Annotated in this window: 16 protein-coding genes; 10 read left to right on the top strand and 6 right to left on the bottom strand. The window is 72.3% G+C overall.

The genetic code is table 11. From position 1 onward, the window contains the following. Positions 1-31 precede the first annotated feature (31 nt). The 4 genes from ACYVF4_RS10365 to ACYVF4_RS10380 form a co-directional block, all read right to left on the bottom strand. Positions 32-1,078 (bottom strand): ATP-dependent DNA ligase, encoded by a 1,047-nt coding sequence (locus tag ACYVF4_RS10365; protein ID WP_460722362.1) that lies wholly within the window; start codon positions 1,076-1,078, stop codon positions 32-34. 3 nt (positions 1,079-1,081) lie between these two features. Further along, positions 1,082-2,230, bottom strand: a complete 1,149-nt coding sequence (locus ACYVF4_RS10370; protein WP_460722364.1) for an AI-2E family transporter — start codon at positions 2,228-2,230, stop codon at positions 1,082-1,084. A gap of 77 nt (positions 2,231-2,307) precedes the next feature. Continuing rightward, positions 2,308-3,543, bottom strand: a complete 1,236-nt coding sequence (locus tag ACYVF4_RS10375) for an acyl-CoA dehydrogenase family protein (protein ID WP_460722366.1) — start codon at positions 3,541-3,543, stop codon at positions 2,308-2,310. 67 nt (positions 3,544-3,610) lie between these two features. Then, entirely contained in the window at positions 3,611-4,288 is a 678-nt protein-coding gene (locus tag ACYVF4_RS10380) for a TetR family transcriptional regulator (RefSeq protein ID WP_460722368.1), read from the bottom strand. A 92-nt stretch (positions 4,289-4,380) separates the two neighbouring features. On the opposite strand from ACYVF4_RS10380, the gene ACYVF4_RS10385 reads away from it, so the two are divergent. From ACYVF4_RS10385 to ACYVF4_RS10405, 5 genes are all read left to right on the top strand, one after another. Continuing rightward, positions 4,381-5,907: an FAD-dependent oxidoreductase gene (locus ACYVF4_RS10385; RefSeq protein ID WP_460722370.1), complete on the top strand. Its 1,527-nt coding sequence runs from the start codon at positions 4,381-4,383 to the stop codon at positions 5,905-5,907. A 117-nt stretch (positions 5,908-6,024) separates the two neighbouring features. Then, positions 6,025-7,188: an ADP-forming succinate--CoA ligase subunit beta gene (sucC, locus tag ACYVF4_RS10390; RefSeq protein WP_460722372.1), complete on the top strand. Its 1,164-nt coding sequence runs from the start codon at positions 6,025-6,027 to the stop codon at positions 7,186-7,188. Between the two features lie 21 nt (positions 7,189-7,209). Then, positions 7,210-8,112, top strand: coding sequence for a succinate--CoA ligase subunit alpha (gene sucD / locus ACYVF4_RS10395; protein WP_460722374.1), 903 nt, complete (start codon positions 7,210-7,212; stop codon positions 8,110-8,112). Between the two features lie 82 nt (positions 8,113-8,194). After that, on the top strand, positions 8,195-8,632 hold the full coding sequence (locus tag ACYVF4_RS10400; RefSeq protein WP_460722376.1) for a nitroreductase family deazaflavin-dependent oxidoreductase: 438 nt from the start codon (positions 8,195-8,197) through the stop codon (positions 8,630-8,632). Between the two features lie 10 nt (positions 8,633-8,642). After that, positions 8,643-9,386, top strand: coding sequence for a formylglycine-generating enzyme family protein (locus ACYVF4_RS10405; RefSeq protein ID WP_460722378.1), 744 nt, complete (start codon positions 8,643-8,645; stop codon positions 9,384-9,386). Positions 9,387-10,140: 754 nt separating this feature from the next. Here ACYVF4_RS10405 and ACYVF4_RS10410 read toward each other — a convergent pair. Further along, the gene (locus ACYVF4_RS10410) at positions 10,141-11,607 is read right to left on the bottom strand and encodes an NCS2 family permease (protein WP_460722380.1); all 1,467 of its coding nucleotides are present in this window, start codon (positions 11,605-11,607) and stop codon (positions 10,141-10,143) included. A gap of 115 nt (positions 11,608-11,722) precedes the next feature. On the opposite strand from ACYVF4_RS10410, the gene ACYVF4_RS10415 reads away from it, so the two are divergent. The 3 genes from ACYVF4_RS10415 to purH are packed head-to-tail and all read left to right on the top strand — an operon-like array spanning position 11,723 to position 15,419. Beyond that, positions 11,723-13,174: a cell division protein PerM gene (locus ACYVF4_RS10415; RefSeq protein WP_460722382.1), complete on the top strand. Its 1,452-nt coding sequence runs from the start codon at positions 11,723-11,725 to the stop codon at positions 13,172-13,174. Positions 13,175-13,183: 9 nt separating this feature from the next. Continuing rightward, a complete protein-coding gene (purN, locus tag ACYVF4_RS10420) occupies positions 13,184-13,780 on the top strand; it encodes a phosphoribosylglycinamide formyltransferase (RefSeq protein ID WP_460722384.1) in 597 nt (198 codons plus the stop codon). Positions 13,781-13,811: 31 nt separating this feature from the next. After that, the gene (purH, locus tag ACYVF4_RS10425; RefSeq protein WP_460722386.1) at positions 13,812-15,419 is read left to right on the top strand and encodes a bifunctional phosphoribosylaminoimidazolecarboxamide formyltransferase/IMP cyclohydrolase; all 1,608 of its coding nucleotides are present in this window, start codon (positions 13,812-13,814) and stop codon (positions 15,417-15,419) included. A gap of 33 nt (positions 15,420-15,452) precedes the next feature. Here purH and ACYVF4_RS10430 read toward each other — a convergent pair whose 3' ends face one another. Then, positions 15,453-16,877, bottom strand: a complete 1,425-nt coding sequence (locus ACYVF4_RS10430) for a dihydrolipoyl dehydrogenase family protein (RefSeq protein ID WP_460722388.1) — start codon at positions 16,875-16,877, stop codon at positions 15,453-15,455. 137 nt (positions 16,878-17,014) lie between these two features. Here ACYVF4_RS10430 and ACYVF4_RS10435 point away from each other — a divergent pair, with 137 nt between their 5' ends. Both ACYVF4_RS10435 and ACYVF4_RS10440 read left to right on the top strand, forming a co-directional pair. After that, a complete protein-coding gene (locus ACYVF4_RS10435) occupies positions 17,015-18,541 on the top strand; it encodes an AlkA N-terminal domain-containing protein (protein WP_460722390.1) in 1,527 nt (508 codons plus the stop codon). Continuing rightward, on the top strand, positions 18,538-19,032 hold the full coding sequence (locus tag ACYVF4_RS10440) for a methylated-DNA--[protein]-cysteine S-methyltransferase (protein ID WP_460722391.1): 495 nt from the start codon (positions 18,538-18,540) through the stop codon (positions 19,030-19,032). The genes ACYVF4_RS10435 and ACYVF4_RS10440 overlap by 4 nt, the downstream gene beginning before the upstream one ends. Positions 19,033-19,358 lie beyond the last annotated feature (326 nt).

The following is a 19,358-nucleotide window of genomic DNA, read 5'->3' on the forward strand; positions in this document are numbered from 1 at the left end:
CGATGCCCGGGGTCGGCAGGCGCGGGCGGCCTCACTCCAGCACCGCTCCGACGTCGTAGGCCGACACCGATTCGAGCTGGTCGTACCGGCACGACGCGGGGTCGCGGTCGGGTCGCCACCTCTCGAACTGCACGGTGTGGCGGAACCGGTGCTTCTCGAGCTGGTCGTAGCGGACCTCGAGCACCCGCTCGGGGCGCAGCTTCACGAACGACGAGTCCCGGTCCGGTGCCGAGAAGCGGGACTTCTCGCCCTCGCCGGTGACCGCGTCGCCCGAGGAGTCCGTCTCGACCAGCGGCGCCAGTTCGTCCACGAGCTCCAGGCGCCGCTTGTCGCTCCACGCCGACACGGCGCCCACGTTGTGGAGCCGGCCTTCGTCGTCGTACAGCCCGACCAGCAGTGACCCGACGCCGCGCCCGGACTTGTGGACGCGGTAGCCGAGCGCCACGACATCCGCGGTGCGTGCGTGCTTGATCTTGAACATCGTCCGCTTGTTGGGCGCGTACGGCTGCTCGAGCGGCTTGGCCACGACGCCGTCGAGCCCTGCGCCCTCGAACTCGCTCAGCCAGCGGCGGGCGGTCGCGGCATCCGTCGTCGTGCGGGTGACGTGGATCGGGTGCGGCAGGCCGGACACGAGGGCGACCAGCTGCTCCCGCCGCTCGCGGAAGGGCGCCGGCTGCAGATCGCGGTCGCCGCGGGCGAGCAGATCGAAGGCGATGAACATCGCCGGGGTGGTCTCGGCGAGCATGGCCACCCGCGAGGCGGCGGGATGGATCCGCTGGGTGAGCGAGTCCCAGTCCAGGCGTTGCGCGCCGGCCTCGCCCCGGGGGACGACGACCTCGCCGTCGAGCAGGCACGGTTCGGGGAGCAGCCGCGCGAAGGCCTCGACGAGTTCGGGGAAGTAGCGGGTGAGCGGCTTCGCCCCGCGGGAGCCGATCTCGACGCTCTCGCCGTCCCACGACACCAGCGCCCGGAAGCCGTCCCACTTCGGCTCGTAGCTCACCCCGCCCGCGACGGCGTCGGGGCCGGGGACCTCGGGAACGGACTTCGCCAGCATCGGCGCGGGGATCACGTAGGTCACGGGTCACTCCTTCGCGAGTTCGGCGCGCTTGGGGCGCGCCCAGCGCGCCGGCGTGCCGGGACCGTCCCACACCTGGATCACGCCCCACGCCGCGGCGGCGAGCGGGACGGCGAGGATGGCCCCGACGATGCCGCCGAGCACCGTGCCCACGGTCAGGGCGACCAGGATCACGAAGGCGTGCAGCTTCATCGACCGTCCCATCAGCACCGGCTGCAGGAAGTTGCCCTCGAGCTGGTTGACGAGCACGACCACGCCCACCACGAACAGCGCGTTCACCCAGCCGTTGGCGACGAGCGCCACCAGCGCCGCGAGGATGCCGGCGAGGGTCGCACCGACGATCGGGATGAAGGCGAGCAGGAACACCAGCACGGCGAGCGGGATCGCCAGCGGCACCTGCAGGATGAGAAGACCGATCAGGATGCCGACGGCATCGACCGCCGCGACGGTCGCGGTGCCGCGCACGTACGAGCCGAGGACGGTGACGGTCTTGTCGCCGATGCGGCGCGCACGGGCGTAGTCCTCACCGCGGAAGGGCCGCAGGAGGAACTCCCACATGCGGGGGCCGTCCTTCAGGAAGAAGAAGAGGATCGTCACCATCAGGATGAAGCCGGTGACGAAGTTGACCACCGCGTTCACGCCCGCCAGGGCGCCCGATCCGAACTGGGCGCTGGTGAGGAAGTCCGTCACCGCCTGCAGCCATTCGTCCAGCTGCTGCTGCGTGGGGGCGAAGGGCAGGTTCTGCGCCCACTCCACCACCGACTGCAGGCCGGTCTGCGCCTGGGCGTACAGCTCGTCCCACTGGTCGCGCACGGCCCACACGATCAGCCAGCCGACGCCCGTCAGCAGCAGCACGATCGACAGCAGCGTGAGGACGGTGGCGAGGGCCGACGGCACGCCGCGCCGGCGCATGAACGCCATGACGGGGTGGAACGCGCACGCGAGGATGAGGGCGATCACGAGCGGGATCGTCACGAGGGTGAGCTGGCGGATGCCGAAGATCATCAGGGTCGCCAGGGCGACGACGATCAGCACCTGCAACGAGCGGGTCGCAAGCTTTCCGAAGCCGTCGCTCCACAGGCGGACGGCGGGGATGCCCAGCGCGACGGACGCGGGCGATTCGGGGCGGTCGTCGGTGCGGCGGAACAGTCCCATGCCTGCGACAGTAGCCCTCGGCCCCGACGCCGGTCGCGCCTTGCGTCCCGGCACGCCGAGCCGCTAGGGGCGCACGGTCAGGCGAAGGCGCTCATGCCGGTGATGTCCCGGCCGATGAGCAGCGCCTGCACGCTCTCGGTCCCCTCGTAGGTGTGGATCGCCTCGATGTCGGCCATGTGCGCCATCACGCGGTATCGCAGCAGGATGCCGTTGCCGCCGAGCAGGTCGCGTGCGGTGGCGGCGATCCGGCGTGCGGCGCGGGTGTTGTGGTACTTCGCGAGCGACGCCTGCGTGGGACGCAGGCCGCCGGCGGCCTCGAGGTCGGCGAGGTGGCGGCAGTACAGCTGCATCGCGGTGAGCTCCTCGAGCATCTGGGCGAGCCGCTCCTGCACCATCTGGAACTTCGCCAGCGGCTTGCCGAACTGCACGCGCTGCTGGGAGTACTGCAGGGCGGCCTCGTAGCACGCGGTCGCGTGCCCGAGCGCCGACCACGCGACACCCGAGCGCGTCGAGTACAGCACCGTGGCGGCATCCTTGAACGTCTTCGCACCGGGAAGGAGTGCGTCGGCGCGAAGCCGGACGCCGGTGAGCGTGATGTGGGCCTGGTGGATGGCGCGCAGCGACGCCTTGCCGAGGATCGGCTCGCCGACGTAGCCGGGGGTGTCCTGCGGGACGGCGAAGCACCGCACCGCGCCGTCGTCCTCGGCGCCGGGCGAGACGACCCGCGCCCACACGAAGGTGACGCCGCCCGAGGCGCCGTTGCCGATCCACTTCTTGGCCCCGTCCAGCACCCAGGAGCCGTCCGGCTGCCGGGCGGCGCGGGTCTCGAGCGAGACGGAGTCCGATCCGTGGTCGGGCTCGGTGAGCGCGAAGGAGCCCAGGACCTGGCCGCGGGCAAGAGGCTGCAGGTACTGCTCCTTCTGGGCGTCGCTGCCGAACAGGGCCAGGGTGCGCAGGGCGAGCCCGCCCTGGACGGCGAGGATCGTGCCCATCGAGCCGTCGCCGCGCGAGATCTCCATGTTGACCAGGCCCGCCGCCAGCGGCGACAGGTGCGTCAGCCCCTCGTGTTCGATGCCGTCGGTGAAGAGGTCGAGCTCGCCCATCCGCCGCGCGAAGGCCGTGTCGTACTCGCCGCGGTCCCAGTGCTCGTCGATGACCGGGAGGATCTCGTCGACGAACGTCCGCGCCCGCCGCCACGCGTCGCGCTCGCCGTCGCTCAGATCGGCGAAGACGGCGTAGTAGTCGGTGTCGAGGGCCGCGGTCAGGTCGTAGGACTCCACCTGCTGGCCGGGGACGGGCGTGAACGCGCTCATGCCCGCAGTGTAACGGAACTGGATGTCGCAAATGCTGGGACTGCGTATCACGCGGGTCCGGCGCAGGTCAGTCGGCGTCGAGGTGCTCCTGCAGCCGGCGGGCGACCTCGGCCCGCGGCATCCGTTTGGGGAAGACCGCCACGACCACGTCGTCGTCCGCCGGATCGGCCGGATCGAGGACGCCGAAGCGGCGCATCGCGCCGTCGAGCGCTCGCCGCAGGGTCGAGACCGGCACGCGCTTGGGGCTGCGCAGCAGCTGGCGAAGCACATGGTTGTGCACGGCTGTGACCAGCGCGGCGAAGCCGACGGCGTCCAGCGGGTCGATGCCGGGCAGGGCGCGGCGCAGGTAGTCGTCGAAGAGCCGCTCGTAGCGGAACACGGTCACGATCTCGCGCTCGCGCAGCGCCGGCACCTCGCGCACCACGGCATATCGGCGGCGCGCGAGCTCAGGATCGGCGGCGAAGTGGCTGAACACGCGGATCGAGGCCTCGCACACCGCGGCCCACGGGTTGTCGTGAGGTTCGGACAGGAACTCCCGCAGCTGGTCCAGCAGCAGCTCGTGGTCGACGAAGACCACGTCGTCCTTTCCCCCGAACTGCCGGAAGAACGTCGAGCGCGACACTCCCGCCGCCTGCGCGATCTGCTCGACCGACGTCTGGTCGAACCCGCGCGTGACGAACAGCTCGAGTGCCGCGCTGACGACCGCCGCATGCCCGGCGGGAGGAGAAGGTGCCTCGGCTGTCACGGGGACGAGCCTAGCGATCAGGCGCTTTGTCATCAGCCCCCACGGCTGTCAACCCACTACAGCCGTCCGGGCCGTGACGGTTCACTGACTTGATGGACGCACTGTGGCCTCGCCCCGCATCGCTCGACGCCGACGCCCTGCAGGGCCGGCCGTTCGAAGCCGGCGCGAAACACGACGTCGTCGTCGTCGGCGCGGGGATCACGGGGCTGTGCACGGCGCTCATGCTCCAGCGGGACGGCATCGACGTCGCCGTCGTCGAGGCGGAGCAGGTCGCGCACCTGGCGACCGGGTCGAACACCGGCAAGCTGTCCCTGATGCAGGGGTGCGTGCTGTCGAACCTGCGCCGGCACCACCCGGCATCCCTCGTCCGCGCCTACGTGGACGCCAACCGCGACGGAGCGGAATGGCTGACGTCCTTCGCCGCCGAGGCGGGCGTCCCGACGAGCCGCCGCATCGCGTACTCCTACGCCCAGAGCACGCACGGGGTGCCGTGCGTCGAGGCTGAGGCGGCCGCCGCGCTCGAGGCAGGCCTGCCCGTGCGTCGGGTGATGACGGATGCCGGATCCCCCACGCCCTTCCCCCTCGTCGACGCCGTGGCCCTCGACGACCAGATCGCCCTCGACCCCGGCCGGCTCGCGGGGGCGCTCGCCCGCGCGTTCCTCGACGCGGGCGGGACGCTGCACACGGGCGCCCGCGTCACGAGGGTGCACGCGGTGCCGACGCCATCGGTCGAGACGGCCGACGGCTCGCTCTCGGCCGACAGCATCGTCCTGGCGACGGGAGCGGCGATCCTCGATCGCGGGCTGTACTTCGCCAAGACCCGCGGCCTGCGCTCCTACTGCGTCGCCTTCGCCTATGACGGCGAGGTGCCGGACGGCCTCTATCTATCCGTGGACACCCCGGCTCGCTCGATCCGGTCCGTCACGGCCGACGATGGGCCGGCCGATGCCGCACAGCTGATCGTCGGCGGCCACGGTCATCCGGTGGGGCGCGTGGTGTCGGAGCGGTCCCACGTCGATGAGATCGTCGCGTGGACCCGGCGGCATTTCCCGGGGGCCGAACCGGTGACGTCATGGTCGGCGCAGGACTACGAGTCGCACAACCTCGTCCCGTTCGTCGGCGTGCTTCCGCGCAGCCTCGGCCGCATCCGCTTCGCCACCGGATTCGGCAAGTGGGGGCTGTCCAACGGCCCTGCCGCGGCGCTCCGGCTGAGTGCCGAGATCCGCCGCGTGCCCTGGCGGGAGCGTCCGCGGTGGATGTCGGTCATCGCCCACCGGCTCACCGTGCCCGCCGACCTGGGCCGCGGCGGCGCCGAGAACATCCGCGTGGGGTGGGAGGCGGCATCCCGCTGGGTCGGCGCGCAGCGCACCACGGTCCCCATCGACCGCCCGGCCGAAGGCGAGGGGGTCGTGGCGCATCGCGGCGCCCAGCCGGTGGGCATCTCGACGGTCGACGGCACGACGCGCGCGGTGAGCGCCGTGTGCTCGCACCTGGGGGGCGTGCTGTCGTGGAACGACGCCGAATGCACGTGGGACTGCCCGCTGCACGCGTCGCGGTTCGCCCCCGACGGCACCCGCATCGAGGGGCCGGCGTTGCACGATCTGCCCCGGCTGGGATGACATCGCTGGTCTCGCGGCCGTCCTCGGCGGTAGTAGGCTGGTCGCGGTCGAAATCTCTCGACGTCAAGACAAACCGGCGCTGACGCTGGCGCCATTCGCCACAGCGAAGGACTGCACGTGGATCTCTACGAGTACCAGGCACGCGATCTGTTCGAGAAGTACGAGGTGCCGGTGCTCGCCGGCATCGTCGCGGACACCCCTGAAGAAGCAAAGGCCGCCGCTGAGAAGCTCGGCGGAGTCGTCGTCGTCAAGGCCCAGGTCAAGACCGGCGGCCGCGGCAAGGCCGGCGGCGTCAAGGTCGCCAAGACCCCGGACGAGGCGTTCGAGGCCGCTCAGGCCATCCTCGGCCTCGACATCAAGGGCCACGTCGTCAAGCGCGTGATGGTCGCCGCCGGCGCCCGCATCGCCAAGGAGTTCTACTTCTCGGTGCTGCTGGACCGGGCCAACCGCTCGTACCTGTCGCTGTGCTCGGTCGAGGGCGGCATGGAGATCGAGCAGCTGGCCGTCGAGAAGCCCGAGGCGCTCGCCCGCATCGAGGTGGACCCGCTGACCGGCATCGACGAAGCCAAGGCGCTCGAGATCGCGCGCGCGGCGAACTTCGACGACGAGCTCGCCCCCAAGGTCGCCGACGTCTTCGTCAAGCTCTTCGCCGTGTACAAGGGCGAGGACGCCACCCTCGTCGAGGTCAACCCGCTGGTCCAGACCGAGGAGGGCGACATCATCGCCCTGGACGGCAAGGTCACGCTGGATGAGAACGCCGAGTTCCGCCACGCCTCGCACGCTCTGCTCGAGGACAAGGACGCCGCCGACCCGCTCGAGGCGAAGGCCAAGGAGAACGACCTCAACTACGTCAAGCTCGACGGCGAGGTCGGCATCATCGGCAACGGCGCGGGCCTGGTCATGTCGACCCTCGACGTCGTCGCCTACGCCGGCGAGAAGCACGGCGGCGTGAAGCCCGCCAACTTCCTCGACATCGGCGGCGGCGCCTCGGCCGAGGTCATGGCCGCGGGCCTGGACGTCATCCTCGGCGACCCGCAGGTGAAGTCGGTGTTCGTCAACGTCTTCGGCGGCATCACCGCGTGCGACGCGGTGGCCAAGGGCATCGTGGGCGCGCTCGCCGAGCTGGGCTCGACCGCCTCGAAGCCGCTCGTCGTCCGCCTCGACGGCAACCGCGTCGACGAGGGGCGCAAGATCCTCCAGGATGCCGGTCACCCGCTGGTGACCCTCGCCGCGACCATGGACGAGGGCGCCGACAAGGCCGCCGAGCTCGCCAACGCCTGACCCGGATAGGAACCAAGAAACATGTCGATCTTCCTTGACAAGAACTCCAAGGTCATCGTCCAGGGCATCACCGGCGGCGAGGGCACCAAGCACACCGCGCTGATGCTGAAGGCCGGCACGCAGGTCGTCGGCGGCGTCAACGCGCGCAAGGCCGGCACCACGGTGCTGCACAAGGACAAGGACGGCAACAGCGTCGAGCTGCCCGTGTTCGGCTCGGTCGCCGAGGCGATGGAGAAGACCGGTGCCGACGTGTCGATCGCCTTCGTCCCCGCCGCCTTCACCAAGGCCGCGATGATCGAGGCCATCGACGCGCAGATCCCGCTGCTGGTCGTCATCACCGAGGGCGTCCCGATCGGCGACACCGCCGAGGCGTGGTCGTACGCGAAGTCCAAGGGCAACACCACCCGCATCATCGGACCGAACTGCCCCGGCATCATCACCCCGGACGAGTCGCTCGTGGGCATCACGCCCGCCAACATCACCGGCAAGGGCCCGATCGGCCTGGTGTCGAAGTCGGGCACGCTGACCTACCAGATGATGTTCGAGCTGCGCGACCTCGGCTTCTCGACCGCCATCGGCATCGGCGGCGACCCGGTCATCGGCACCACCCACATCGACGCCCTCGAGGCGTTCGAGGCGGACCCCGACACGAAGGCGATCGTGATGATCGGCGAGATCGGCGGCGACGCCGAGGAGCGCGCAGCCGAGTTCATCAAGGCCAACGTGACCAAGCCCGTTGTCGGCTACGTCGCCGGCTTCACCGCTCCCGAGGGCAAGACCATGGGCCACGCCGGCGCCATCGTCTCGGGCTCGGCGGGCACCGCGCAGGCCAAGAAGGAGGCCCTCGAGGCCGCCGGCGTGAAGGTCGGCAAGACGCCGTCCGAGACCGCCGCCCTGATGCGCGAGATCATCGAGTCGCTGTAACGCCAGTACGTGAGGGCGGATTCCGGGGCCTGAGCCCCCGGCATCCGCCCTTCGTCGTCGCGTGCGCCGTTATCGTGGACGCATGCCGTTGACCGGAGAGTACAAGCCGTCCACGTCCGAGTGGGCGCGCAAGCAGGCGGAGGTCTTCGAGGCCTCGGGTGGACGCGAGGGGAACCTCTTGCGTGGCGTGCCGATCATCGTGCTGACGACGGTCGGCGCGAAGACGGGCGCGCTGCGCAAGACGGCGCTGATGCGTGTCGAGCACGACGGGCGCTACGCGGTCGTCGCGTCGAAGGGCGGCGCGCCGGACGAGCCGAAGTGGGCCGAGAACATGCGCCGGCATCCGCTGGTCGAGCTGCAGGACGGCGCCGTGAAGCGCGACTATGTCGCGCGGGAGCTGTCCGGCGACGAGCGCTCCGCGTGGTGGGAGCGCGCGAGCGCGGTGTGGCCCGACTACGACGCGTACCAGACGCGCACCGACCGGCAGATCGCCGTGTTCGTCCTCGAGCCGCAGGACTGATCCGATCCCGGTGGCCGACATCGAGCTGAGGTCGATCGGTGCCGGCTCGGTCACGCTGCACGACGCCCGTCGCAAGGTGCGCTGGAGCGTCGCGCTCGAGCAGTTCGAGATCGGGGTGTTCCCGGTCACGCAGGAGCAGCTCGCCGAGCTGCTGGGCGAGCCGGCGACGCGCCCGCGGCGTCCCGCGACCGACGTGAGCTGGCTGCGCGCGATCCGTTTCTGCAACGCCGCATCGGAGTGGGAGGGGCTCGACCCCGCGTACACGTTCGACGGCGAGGAGGTGACGTGGCACGTCGATGCCGACGGCTTCCGCCTTCCGACCGAGGCCGAGTGGGAGCATGCGTGCCGCGCCGGTTCGACGGGCGCCCACTACGGCCCGCTCGCGGACATCGCGTGGACGAGCGCCGACGGCGTGACGTCCCCGCAGGACGTCGGCGGGAAGCTTCCGAATCTCAACGGTCTCTTCGACACGCTCGGCAACGTCTGGGAGTGGTGCTGGGATCTGCTGGATCCTGCGCGGTACGCGGACTACCGAGTGTTCCGCGGCGGCGGCTTCGCCGATGACGCGTGGAGCGTGCGCGCGTCGGCGCGGCGCGGCGGGGCCCCGCGGATGCATCACGACGACGTCGGCTTCCGCGTCGCCCGCGGCGGGTTCGACGCCGTCGACGCCGCCCAGGGGTGGTCTGCCGCGGTCGACCGCGAGCGTGCCGACGTCGACGGACCGCTGCCGCCGGGCTGGACGCCGCTGCGCTGAGGGTGTCGTGCGCTGGTGGTCTGGTCGTGCGATGACATGTTCTGGATTCGGCATTGAACTTCCCGCTCACACGGTTGGTAGGCGTGTTGTGCGTGGTGTTTCCCGATCCAACATTCTGTATTCGGCGATGAACTTCCCGTTCACACGGGTGGTGACGGTGCGGTGCGTGTGGGGGTTGCCCGTCGCAATGTTCTGCATCGGGCGATGAACTTCCCGCTCACACGGGTGATGAGGGTGCGGTGCGTGTGGGGGTTGCCCGTCGCGATATTCGGCATCGGGCGATGAACTTCCCGCTCACCCTTGGTGGGCACGCGGTGCGTGTGGGCGCCCGTGGTGCTCGCGGAGGGCGGGGGAGGACCCGTCCGGCGCGCGGGGCGCGCGATCACACGTCCGCCTGCCCGTGCCATGTGAGCATGAAGTTCATCGCCGTATCCGGCAGCTGGACGGGCGCCGCCACAGACTGTGTGAACGGGAAGTTCAATGGCGTATCCGACAGCTGGACCGGCGGCGTCAGGGGCTTGTGAGCGGGAAGTTCAATGGCCAAATAAAGAAACGTCGAAAGCCCTTTGGGTACGCCGGGGAGGCCCGCCGGGGAGGCCGGCTGCCTCGGGCGAGACGGCACGCCCGCAAGCGGGCACGCCGGGCGAAACCCGCACGCCAGCCACGCCCGCCACGCCCGCCACGCCCGGCACCCCCGCCACGACGGCCCTCGCCGCTACCGCGCTCGCGGGTCAGCGCGCGAAACGACCCCGACTCATCCGAGCAGCGCCTCGAGCGGACCGCGGGCGAAGTACAGCACGAAGCCGGCGGCGACGATCCACAGCAGGGGGCTGATCTGTCGCGCCTTGCCCGAGAGCGAGCGCAGCACCACCCACGCGATGAAGCCCGCGCCGATGCCGTTGGCGATCGAGTACGTCAGGGGCATGACCGTCACGGCCAGGAAGACCGGCAGCAGCACCGAGAAGTCCGAGAAGTCGATGTGCCGGATCTGGGCCATCATCGACGCGCCCACGATGACGAGGGCCGCCGCGGCGACCTCGGTCGGCACCACCGACACCAGCGGCGTGAAGAACATCGCGACCAGGAACAGCACGCCCGTGACGACGTTGGCGAGGCCCGTGCGGGCGCCCTCGTTGATGCCCGCTCCGGACTCGATGAACACCGTGTTGGACGAGCTCGACGTCAGCCCGCCCGCGACCGCGCCGACGCCCTCGACCACGAGCGCCGAGCGGATCCGGGGGAAGTCGCCCTTCGCGTCCGCGAGACCCGCCTCCTTCGACAGGCCGGTCATCGTGCCCATCGCGTCGAAGAAGTTGGTGAACACCAGGGTGAAGACGAGCATGAGCGCGGCGAGCACTCCGATTCGTTCGAACGAGCCGAACGACACCTGGCCGAGCAGCGACAGGTCGGGGACGCTCACCAGCGACGCCGGGATCTCGGGCACCGACAGTCCCCATCCCCCGGGGTTGACCTGGTCGCCGTCGAACTTCGGCCCGAGGTTCCAGATCGCCTCGATGATGAGCGACGCCACCGTGCCCGCCACGAGGCCCAGCAGGATGCCGCCCTTCACCCGCAGGGCGACCAGCACCCCCGTCAGCAGCAGCGTGCACACGAACACGAGGGTCGGCACGGTGCTGACCGAGCCGTCGACCCCGAGGCCCACCGGCGGGGACCCCGCACCCGTCGCGGTGACCAGCCCCGCGTCGACGAACCCGATGAAGGCGATGAAGAGCCCGATCCCCACGGTGATCGCAAGCTTCAGCTGGATCGGCACCGCATCGAAGATCATGCGGCGCAACCCGGTCGCCGCCAGCAGCACGATGATGAGGCCGTTGATGACGACCAGCCCCATCGCTTCGGCCCACGTGACCTGCCCCACCACCGACACCGCGAGGAACGAGTTGATCCCCAGCCCCGCCGCGAAGGCGAACGGCAGGCGGGTGACCAGGCCGAACAGCACCGTCATCACGCCGGCGGTCAGCGCGGTGGTGGCCGCCACCTGCGCGAATCCCAGGCTGCCGCCCTCGACATCGACCCCGCCCGACAGGATGATCGGGTTCAGGATGACGATGTAGGCCATCGTCACGAACGTCACGACACCCCCGCGCACCTCGGCGGAAACGGTCGAACCGCGCCGGGTGATGTCGAAGAACCGATCGATGCCGTTGCGGGGCTCGGGAGCCTCGACGTTCTCGGATGCGCGGGACGGGGCAGTGCTCATGAAGGACCTCCGACGAAGAACGTTAGTCGCTCCGGCGTCACGCGCTCGACCGGATGCCGTCCGCCCGGCCCGCCGCGACGGCGGCCGCCGACGGCGCGAGTAGGGTCGATGGCGCATGCATCGCCTCACCGTCGTCCTCCTTGCCGCCGTCGACGCCGCCATCGCGGTGGCCGTCGGCATCGCGGCGACCCTCGCGCCGCTCACCCTGCTGTGGGTCTTCGGCTTCGGCGGCGGCGCCGACTGGACGAGCCTGTGGCCGGCGGCCGCGACGATCTGGCAGCTCGGCCACGGCGTCCCGCTCGACCTCGCCCTCGCGCCGGTCTACGCCACCGAAGTGGCCGTCGACCCGGCGGCCGAGACCTTCGTCGTCTCGGTCCCCCCGCTCGCCCTCGCCGCGTTCACCGCGATCTTCGCCGCCCGCTCGGGCGCCCGCGCGTCGCGCGCCGAGGCGTGGATCACCGGGGTCGTGACCGGCGCGGCGGTCGCCGGCATCCTGAGCGCGCTGATCTCGCTCACCTCCGCCACCGCCGTCGCCCGCACCGAACAGTGGCAGGCGGCGCTGTACCCCGTCCTGTGGTTCGCGCTCCCCGCCCTGGCCGGCGCGGTCGTCACGGAGTGGCGCGAAGCCGGCGCCGGCGCCGTCGCCCGGCTGCGCGACGACATCGAGGGCTCGCCCCACGGCTGGGGGTACGTCCCCGCCCTCGTGGCCCGCGGCGGCGCCGCCGCCGTGACAGGGCTGCTCGGGCTCGGCGCGCTCGTCGTCGCCGTCGGCATCCTCACGCGCGGCTCCGAGGTGATCGCCCTCTTCCAGGCCGGCAACGTCGACGCAGCCGGAGCGACGCTGCTGACACTCGCGCAGGCCGCGTACCTTCCGACCCTCGCGGTGTGGGGTCTCGCCTTCGCCGCCGGACCCGGATTCGCCCTCGGCGCCGGCTCGTCGGTGTCGCCGGCGGCGACGCAGCTGGGCGTCGTCCCCGGCATCCCGATCCTGGGGATCGTCCCCGGCTCGACGTCGCCCTGGCTGCTGCTGCTGGCGCTCGTCCCCGTGGGCATCGGCGCGCTGGCCGGCTGGATCGCGCGGTCTCGCCTGATCGCCTTCGAGAAGGATGCCGTCGCCCGCGGCATCGGCCCCGTGCTGCGCCGCGCCGACGACGACGACCCCATCGCCGCGCGCCTCGCCGTCACCGCCGGCATCGCCCTCGTCGCCGGCGGCGCGTGGGCGCTGCTCGCCGCCGTCGCGTCCGGATCGATCGGGCCCGGACGCCTCGCCGAGGTGGGGCCGGAACCCGGTCCGGTCGCCCTCGCCGTGGGGCTGGAGGTCGCGGTGGGTGCCGGCATCCTGCTGCTCGCCCCGCGCCGCCGCGAGCATTCGCCGCAGCCCGCGCAGGCGCAGACGCCTGCGAGTGCCTCGAGCGGGCGCTCGCCGTGGCTGGACCAGACGCAGCCGCTCGACCAGACGCAGCCGATCGAGCCGCTGGAGCGCCCCGGATCCTTCGACGAGACGCAGCCGCTGGAGCCCCTCGGCTCGGGGGAGCACCCGTCTGACGGCGCAGGCCCACGACAGTAGACTGGCCGGATGCTGACTGTCGCCGTCCTCATCTCTGGCGCAGGCTCCAACATGCGGGCGCTCCTGGACGCCGCGGCCGACCCCGCCTACCCGGCGCGCGTCGTCGTCGTGGGGGCCGATCGCGAGGCCGACGGCTTCGCGCACGCCGAGGAGTACGGCATCCCGACCTTCATGGTTCCCTACGAGCGCTTCGACAGCCGCGAGGAATGGGGCGCCGAACTCGCCGAGCAGCTCGACGTGTGGCAGCCCGACCTGGTCGTGCTCAGCGGACTCATGCGCCTGCTGCCCGCCGGGCTCGTGGACGCACGCGCGCCGCGCATCATCAACACCCACCCCGCCTACCTGCCGGAATTCCCCGGCGCGCACGGCGTGCGCGATGCGCTCAACGCCGGGGCGACCCAGACGGGGGCGAGCGTCATCATCGTCGACAACGGGGTCGACTCGGGCCCGATCCTCGCGCAGGAGCGCGTGCCGGTGCTGCCCGGCGACGACGAGCACACGCTGCACGAGCGCATCAAGCCCGTCGAGCGCCGGCTGCTCATCGACGTCGTCCACCGCATCGCCACGGGCGACCTCGACCTCGACGCCGTCGCGCACACCCCCTGACCCGCCCGCCTCACGCCCCAGGAGAGCCCTCATGGCCGGACCCCGCCACGCCCCCGACTCGTACCGCCGCCGCGACGAGGTCCCGATCCGGCGCGCGCTGGTGTCGGTCAGCGACAAGACCGACCTGCTCGCCCTCGCCGAGGCGCTCGCGGGCGCCGGCGTCGAGATCGTCTCGACCGGCTCGACGGCGGCGACCATCCGCGACGCCGGGCACGCCGTGACCGACGTGTCGGCGGTGACCGGGTTCCCCGAGTCGCTGGACGGGCGCGTGAAGACGCTGCACCCCAGCGTCCACGCCGGGCTGCTCGCCGACCTGCGCCTCGAGGACCACGAGCGGCAGCTGGCAGAACTCGGCATCCAGCCCTTCGAGCTCGTCGTGGTCAACCTCTATCCGTTCGTCGAGACCGTAGCCTCGGGCGCCCAGGGCGACGACGTCGTCGAGCAGATCGACATCGGCGGACCCGCGATGGTCCGCGCGTCGGCGAAGAACTACGCCAACGTCGCGATCGTGACCTCTCCCGAGTCCTACCCGGCGATCATCGAGGCGCTGGGAGCCGGCGGCACCACGCTCGCCCAGCGCAGGGAGCTCGCCGCGCGCGCCTTCGCCCACACTGCGGCGTACGACCGCGCGGTGGCGACCTGGTTCGCCGAGGAGTCCATCGCCGAAGAGGGCGACCTGCCCCGCCATCTGACGATCAAGGCCGAGCGCCTGACGACGCTGCGCTACGGCGAGAACGCGCACCAGCGCGCCGCGATCTACACCCGCATCGGCGGGCACGGCATCGCCCAGGCCACCCAGCTTCAGGGCAAGGAGATGTCGTACAACAACTACGTCGACGCCGATGCCGCCCTGCGCGCCGCGTTCGACATGGTCAAGCCGGCCGTCGCGATCATCAAGCACGCCAACCCGTGCGGCATCGCCGTGACGGCCCCGCAGGCGCTGGACCCCATCGCCAGCGCGCACCTGCGCGCGCACGAGTGCGATCCGGTGTCGGCGTTCGGCGGCGTCATCGCCGCCAACCGCACCGTCACGCTCAAGATGGCCGAGAATCTGCGCGACATCTTCACCGAGGTGATCGTCGCGCCGGACTTCGAGCCCGAGGCGCTCGAGCTGTTCAAGCTCAAGAAGAACCTGCGCGTGCTGCGCCTGCCCGCCGACTGGCAGCAGGAGCGCATGGACGTGCGCCTGGTCTCGGGCGGACTGCTGCTGCAGGACGCCGACCGCTTCCCCGACGACATCGAGTCCGTCGCCAAGGACTGGGAGCTCGTCTCGGGCGAGCGCCCCGCCGAGGACGCCATGACGAACCTGATCTTCGCGTGGAAGGCGTGCCGCGCGGTGAAGTCCAACGCCATCGTCCTGGCGCACGGCTCGGCCACTGTCGGCATCGGCATGGGCCAGGTGAACCGCGTGGACTCGTGCCGCCTCGCCGTCGAGCGGGCCGGCAGCCGTGCGGCCGGGTCGGTCGCGGCATCCGATGCGTTCTTCCCCTTCGCCGACGGCCCCCAGGTGCTGATCGACGCCGGGATCCGGGCGATCATCCAGCCCGGCGGATCCGTCCGCGACCAGGAGGTCATCGACGCCGCCCGCGCCGCGGGAGTGACGATGTTCTTCACCGGCGAGCGCCACTTCTTCCACTGAGCCCGGCGCCGTCCGCCGCCCGGCGTACGGTCGTCAGGAACCCGGGCGGCCGTACTCCTCGAGGATCCGCAGCCACACCTCGCTGAGCGTGGGGTAGGCGGGCACCGCGTGCCACAGCCGCGACAGCGGCACCTCGCCGACCACGGCGATCGTCGCCGCGTGCAGCAGCTCGGCCACATCGGGGCCGACGAACGTCGCGCCCACGAGCACGCCGCGGTCGCGATCGACGACCGCGCGCGCCTGACCCGCGTAGTCGTCGGCGTGCGTCGAGGCGCCGGCGATGCTCGCCAGGTCGTAGTCGATCACCTGGATGTCGAGGCCCTTCTCTCGCGCGGCTACGGCGGTGAGCCCGACGGATGCGACCTCGGGATCGGTGAAGGTGACCTGCGGCACCGCGTCGTGGTCGGCGGTGGCCACGTGCGACCCCCACGGGGCGTCGTCGACCTCGTCCCCCCGCGCGCGGGCGGCGATGACGTCCCCCGCCGCGCGCGCCTGGTACTTGCCCTGATGGGTCAGCAGCGCCCGGTGGGTGACGTCTCCCACCCCGTAGAGCCAGTCGGTGCCGCGGACGCGCAGGGTGTCGTCCACGTCCAGCCACGTCCCGGGCTCGAGGCCGACCGCCTCGAGGCCGAGGTCGGTCGTGCGGGGCGTCCGCCCGGTCGCGACGAGCACCTCGGCGGCCGTCACCTCGGATCCGTCGTCCAGCGTGAGCACGGCGTCGTCGCCGTCGCGCCGCGCGCCCACGACCTCGACGCCCAGCCTGACCTCGACGCCGCGTTCGCGGAGGGATGCCGTCACCCGCTCGCCCGCGAACGGCTCCATGCCGCCGAGCAGCCCCGAGCGCGCGAGCAGCGTGACCGCCGTGCCGAACCCGGCATAGGCGGTGGCGATCTCGCAGCCCACCACGCCGCCACCGAGGATCGCCAGGCTCGTCGGCGCCTCGCGGGCGCTGGTCGCCTCGCGACTGGTCCACGGCGCGATGTCGGCGAGGCCCGGGATGTCGGGGAGCAGGGCGGCCGAGCCGGTGCAGACGGCGACGGCGTGGCGGGCGGCGAGGCGCGTGGTGGCGCCGTCCGCGCCCGTGACCTCGACCTGCCGCTCGCCCCTGAGGCGCGCGTGCCCGCGGACCAGGTCGATGCCGGCGCTCGCGAGCCACTCGACCTGCGAGGTGTCGTCCCACTGGTGCACCATGCCGTCGCGCCGGGCGAAGACGGCGGCGACGTCGAGGTCGCCGGTCACCGCCTCGCGGGCGCCGGCGACGCTGCGGGCCGCGCGGATCGCCGCCGCCGGGCGGAGCAGCGTCTTGGACGGCATGCAGGCCCAGTACGAGCACTCCCCGCCGACGAGTTCGGCCTCGACGATCACCGCCGACAGTCCCCGCTGCACCGCACGGTCGGCGACGTTCTCGCCGACCGCCCCGGCGCCGATCACGATCAGGTCGTACTCCCGTGCGCTCATGGCCACACGGTAGCCGGGCGCGCGGTGGGGCACCGGGGGTTGCAGCCGCGGCCCCGGTGTGCCGCAGCGTTCCCTACCGCCACCGCCGTGTCCGATTTCCGCCAGCCGGTGTCGCGGGCCCGTGTCAGGCTTAGGGCATGAGCACGACGATGACGGCGCCGCCGCGGGGGATGACCTTCGCCGAGCGCTACGGCGTCATCCGCTCCCGCGACCCGCGCTTCGACGGGCAGTTCGTCACCGCCGTACGCACGACCGGGATCTACTGCCGTCCGAGCTGCCCCGCGCGGACGCCCAAAGAAGCGAACGTCACCTTCTACGCCACCTCGGCCGCCGCGCACGAGGCCGGGTACCGCGCCTGCAAGCGGTGCCTCCCCGAGGCGGCGCCCGGATCACCGGAGTGGGACCTGCGCAGCGACACCGCCGCGCGGGCGATGCGGCTGATCGCCGACGGCGTCGTCGACCGCGAGGGCGTGCCGGGGCTCGCCGCCCGCCTCGGCTACTCGCCGAGACACCTCACGAGGCTGCTGACGGCCGAGCTCGGCGCCGGGCCGCTCGCCCTCGCGCGGGCGCACCGCGCGCACACTGCGCGGATGCTGCTCGTCGGCACCGATCTGAGCGCCGCCGACGTCGCCTTCTCTGCCGGCTTCACCAGCGTCCGCCAGTTCACCGACACCATCGGCGAGGTGTTCGGGATGCCGCCGCTCGAACTGCGCGCCCGCCGTCCCCGCCCCGCGTCGGCCGGGAGCCTCGATCTCGCCCTTCCGTTCCGCGGCCCGATCGACGCCGCCGGGCTGTTCGGCTGGATGCGCGCCCACGCCGTCCCGGGCGTCGAGACCGGTGGAGCGGACTCGTTCGCCCGGGTGGTGCGCCTGCCCGGGGGGCCGGCGTGGTTCGAGGTGCGGCAGGAAGCGGGCCGCCTGCGGCTGCGCGCCCAGCTGTCCGTGCTCGCCGACCTCGGCACCCTCATCGCCCGCGTGCGGCGCCTGTTCGACCTCGACGCCGATCCGCTCGCGATCGACGACGCCCTCGCCCGGCATCCGGAACTCACCGCCGCTGTCGCCGGCATCCCGGGGGTGCGGGTCCCCGGGGCCGTCGACCCCGCAGAAATGCTGATCCGCGCGATGATCGGGCAGCAGATCAGCGTCGCCTCGGCGCGCACCGTGCAGGGACGCCTGACGGCCGAGCTCGGCGAGTCCGTCGACACCCCGCACGGCCCCGCCCTGCTGTTCCCGGCTCCGGCGGAGATCGCCGAGCGGGGGGCCGAGGTGCTGCGCGGGCCGGCGGCCCGCGTCCGCGCGATCATCGCCGCCGCAGCCGTCCTGGCCGACGGCTCCCTCGCCCTCGGACCCGGCGACGACCCCGCCGAGCAGCGCCGCACGCTCCTGGCCCTCCCCGGCATCGGCCCGTGGACGGCGGACTACGTCGGCATGCGCATCCTCGGCTCGCCCGACGTGCTGCTGCCCGGCGACGTCGCCGCCCGCACCGGTGCCGCCGTCCTCGGCATCCCCGCCGACGCGGCCGGGCTCACCGCGTGGGCCGGGCGCACCGCGCCTTGGCGCAGCTACCTCATGGCCCACCTCTGGTACGCCGCCCCCGTCACGCGGGCCTGGCGGACCCCCGCCACAGCATCGGGCCCCGCCCCGCAGAAAGAGAGTCCGCGATGACCGCGACCCTGCAGACCGTCGACACCCCCGACGGCGCCTTCACGATCCTCGCCGACGACGCCGGTCGGGTCCTCGCATCGGGCTGGACGGCGGACGCCGAGGCGATCCTCGCCCGTCTGCAGCCGGCGCGGCGTCCGGTCGACGTGCGCGAGGGCGTGACGGATGCCGCCTCCGCCGTCGCCGCCTACTACGCCGGCGACCTCGCCGCCATCGACGACGTCGAGGTCAGCCAGTCCGGCACCCCGATGCAGCGGGCCGGATGGGATGCGCTGCGCCGCATCGCCCTGGGGAGGCCGCTGACCTACACCGAGCTCGCCGCCGAGCTGGGTCAGCCGCGCGCGGTCCGCGCCGCGGCATCCGTCTGTGCACGAAACGCCCCGGCGCTGTTCGTGCCGTGTCACCGGGTGCTGCGGGCCGACGGCTCGCTCGGCGGCTTCGCGTGGGGGACCGCGGTCAAGCACAGCCTGCTCGAGCGCGAAGCGCGCAGCTGAGGGAGGGCGTCGCAGGGCGGGCGAGAAAACGCTTGCGTTCAGCCGGCTCACAGCCATACGCTGGAGGGCTGTCGCGCTCGCGGCACCACCGCTCAACCGAGGAGGATGCCATGTCCCTGATCGCCGTCGCTGCGAAGGTCGTCCTCCCCGCCGCCGTCCGCGGCATCCCGGGTCGCCTCCTCCTTCGCCCCCGGGGCTGACCGCTCCCCGAAAGGCCTGCGCGCCCGTCGCGCCACCTGAACCGGCATAACGCCGCCCCCGGGAGCGTTCTCACCACCGACGCCACGCTTCCTCGCGCGTCCGCGCGCTCATCCGGCCCCGATCGG

It is taken from the genome of Microbacterium aureliae, assembly GCF_054780155.1.

Coding starts and splice junctions, on each gene's coding strand:
- ACYVF4_RS10370 (WP_460722364.1), bottom strand. CDS start 2,230: ATGGGACTGTTCCGCCGCACCGACGACCGCCCCGAATCGCCCGCGTCC.
- ACYVF4_RS10375 (WP_460722366.1), bottom strand. CDS start 3,543: ATGAGCGCGTTCACGCCCGTCCCCGGCCAGCAGGTGGAGTCCTACGAC.
- ACYVF4_RS10385 (WP_460722370.1), top strand. CDS start 4,381: ATGGACGCACTGTGGCCTCGCCCCGCATCGCTCGACGCCGACGCCCTG.
- sucD (WP_460722374.1), top strand. CDS start 7,210: ATGTCGATCTTCCTTGACAAGAACTCCAAGGTCATCGTCCAGGGCATC.
- ACYVF4_RS10400 (WP_460722376.1), top strand. CDS start 8,195: ATGCCGTTGACCGGAGAGTACAAGCCGTCCACGTCCGAGTGGGCGCGC.
- ACYVF4_RS10410 (WP_460722380.1), bottom strand. CDS start 11,607: ATGAGCACTGCCCCGTCCCGCGCATCCGAGAACGTCGAGGCTCCCGAG.
- ACYVF4_RS10415 (WP_460722382.1), top strand. CDS start 11,723: ATGCATCGCCTCACCGTCGTCCTCCTTGCCGCCGTCGACGCCGCCATC.
- purN (WP_460722384.1), top strand. CDS start 13,184: ATGCTGACTGTCGCCGTCCTCATCTCTGGCGCAGGCTCCAACATGCGG.
- purH (WP_460722386.1), top strand. CDS start 13,812: ATGGCCGGACCCCGCCACGCCCCCGACTCGTACCGCCGCCGCGACGAG.
- ACYVF4_RS10430 (WP_460722388.1), bottom strand. CDS start 16,877: ATGAGCGCACGGGAGTACGACCTGATCGTGATCGGCGCCGGGGCGGTC.
- ACYVF4_RS10435 (WP_460722390.1), top strand. CDS start 17,015: ATGAGCACGACGATGACGGCGCCGCCGCGGGGGATGACCTTCGCCGAG.
- ACYVF4_RS10440 (WP_460722391.1), top strand. CDS start 18,538: ATGACCGCGACCCTGCAGACCGTCGACACCCCCGACGGCGCCTTCACG.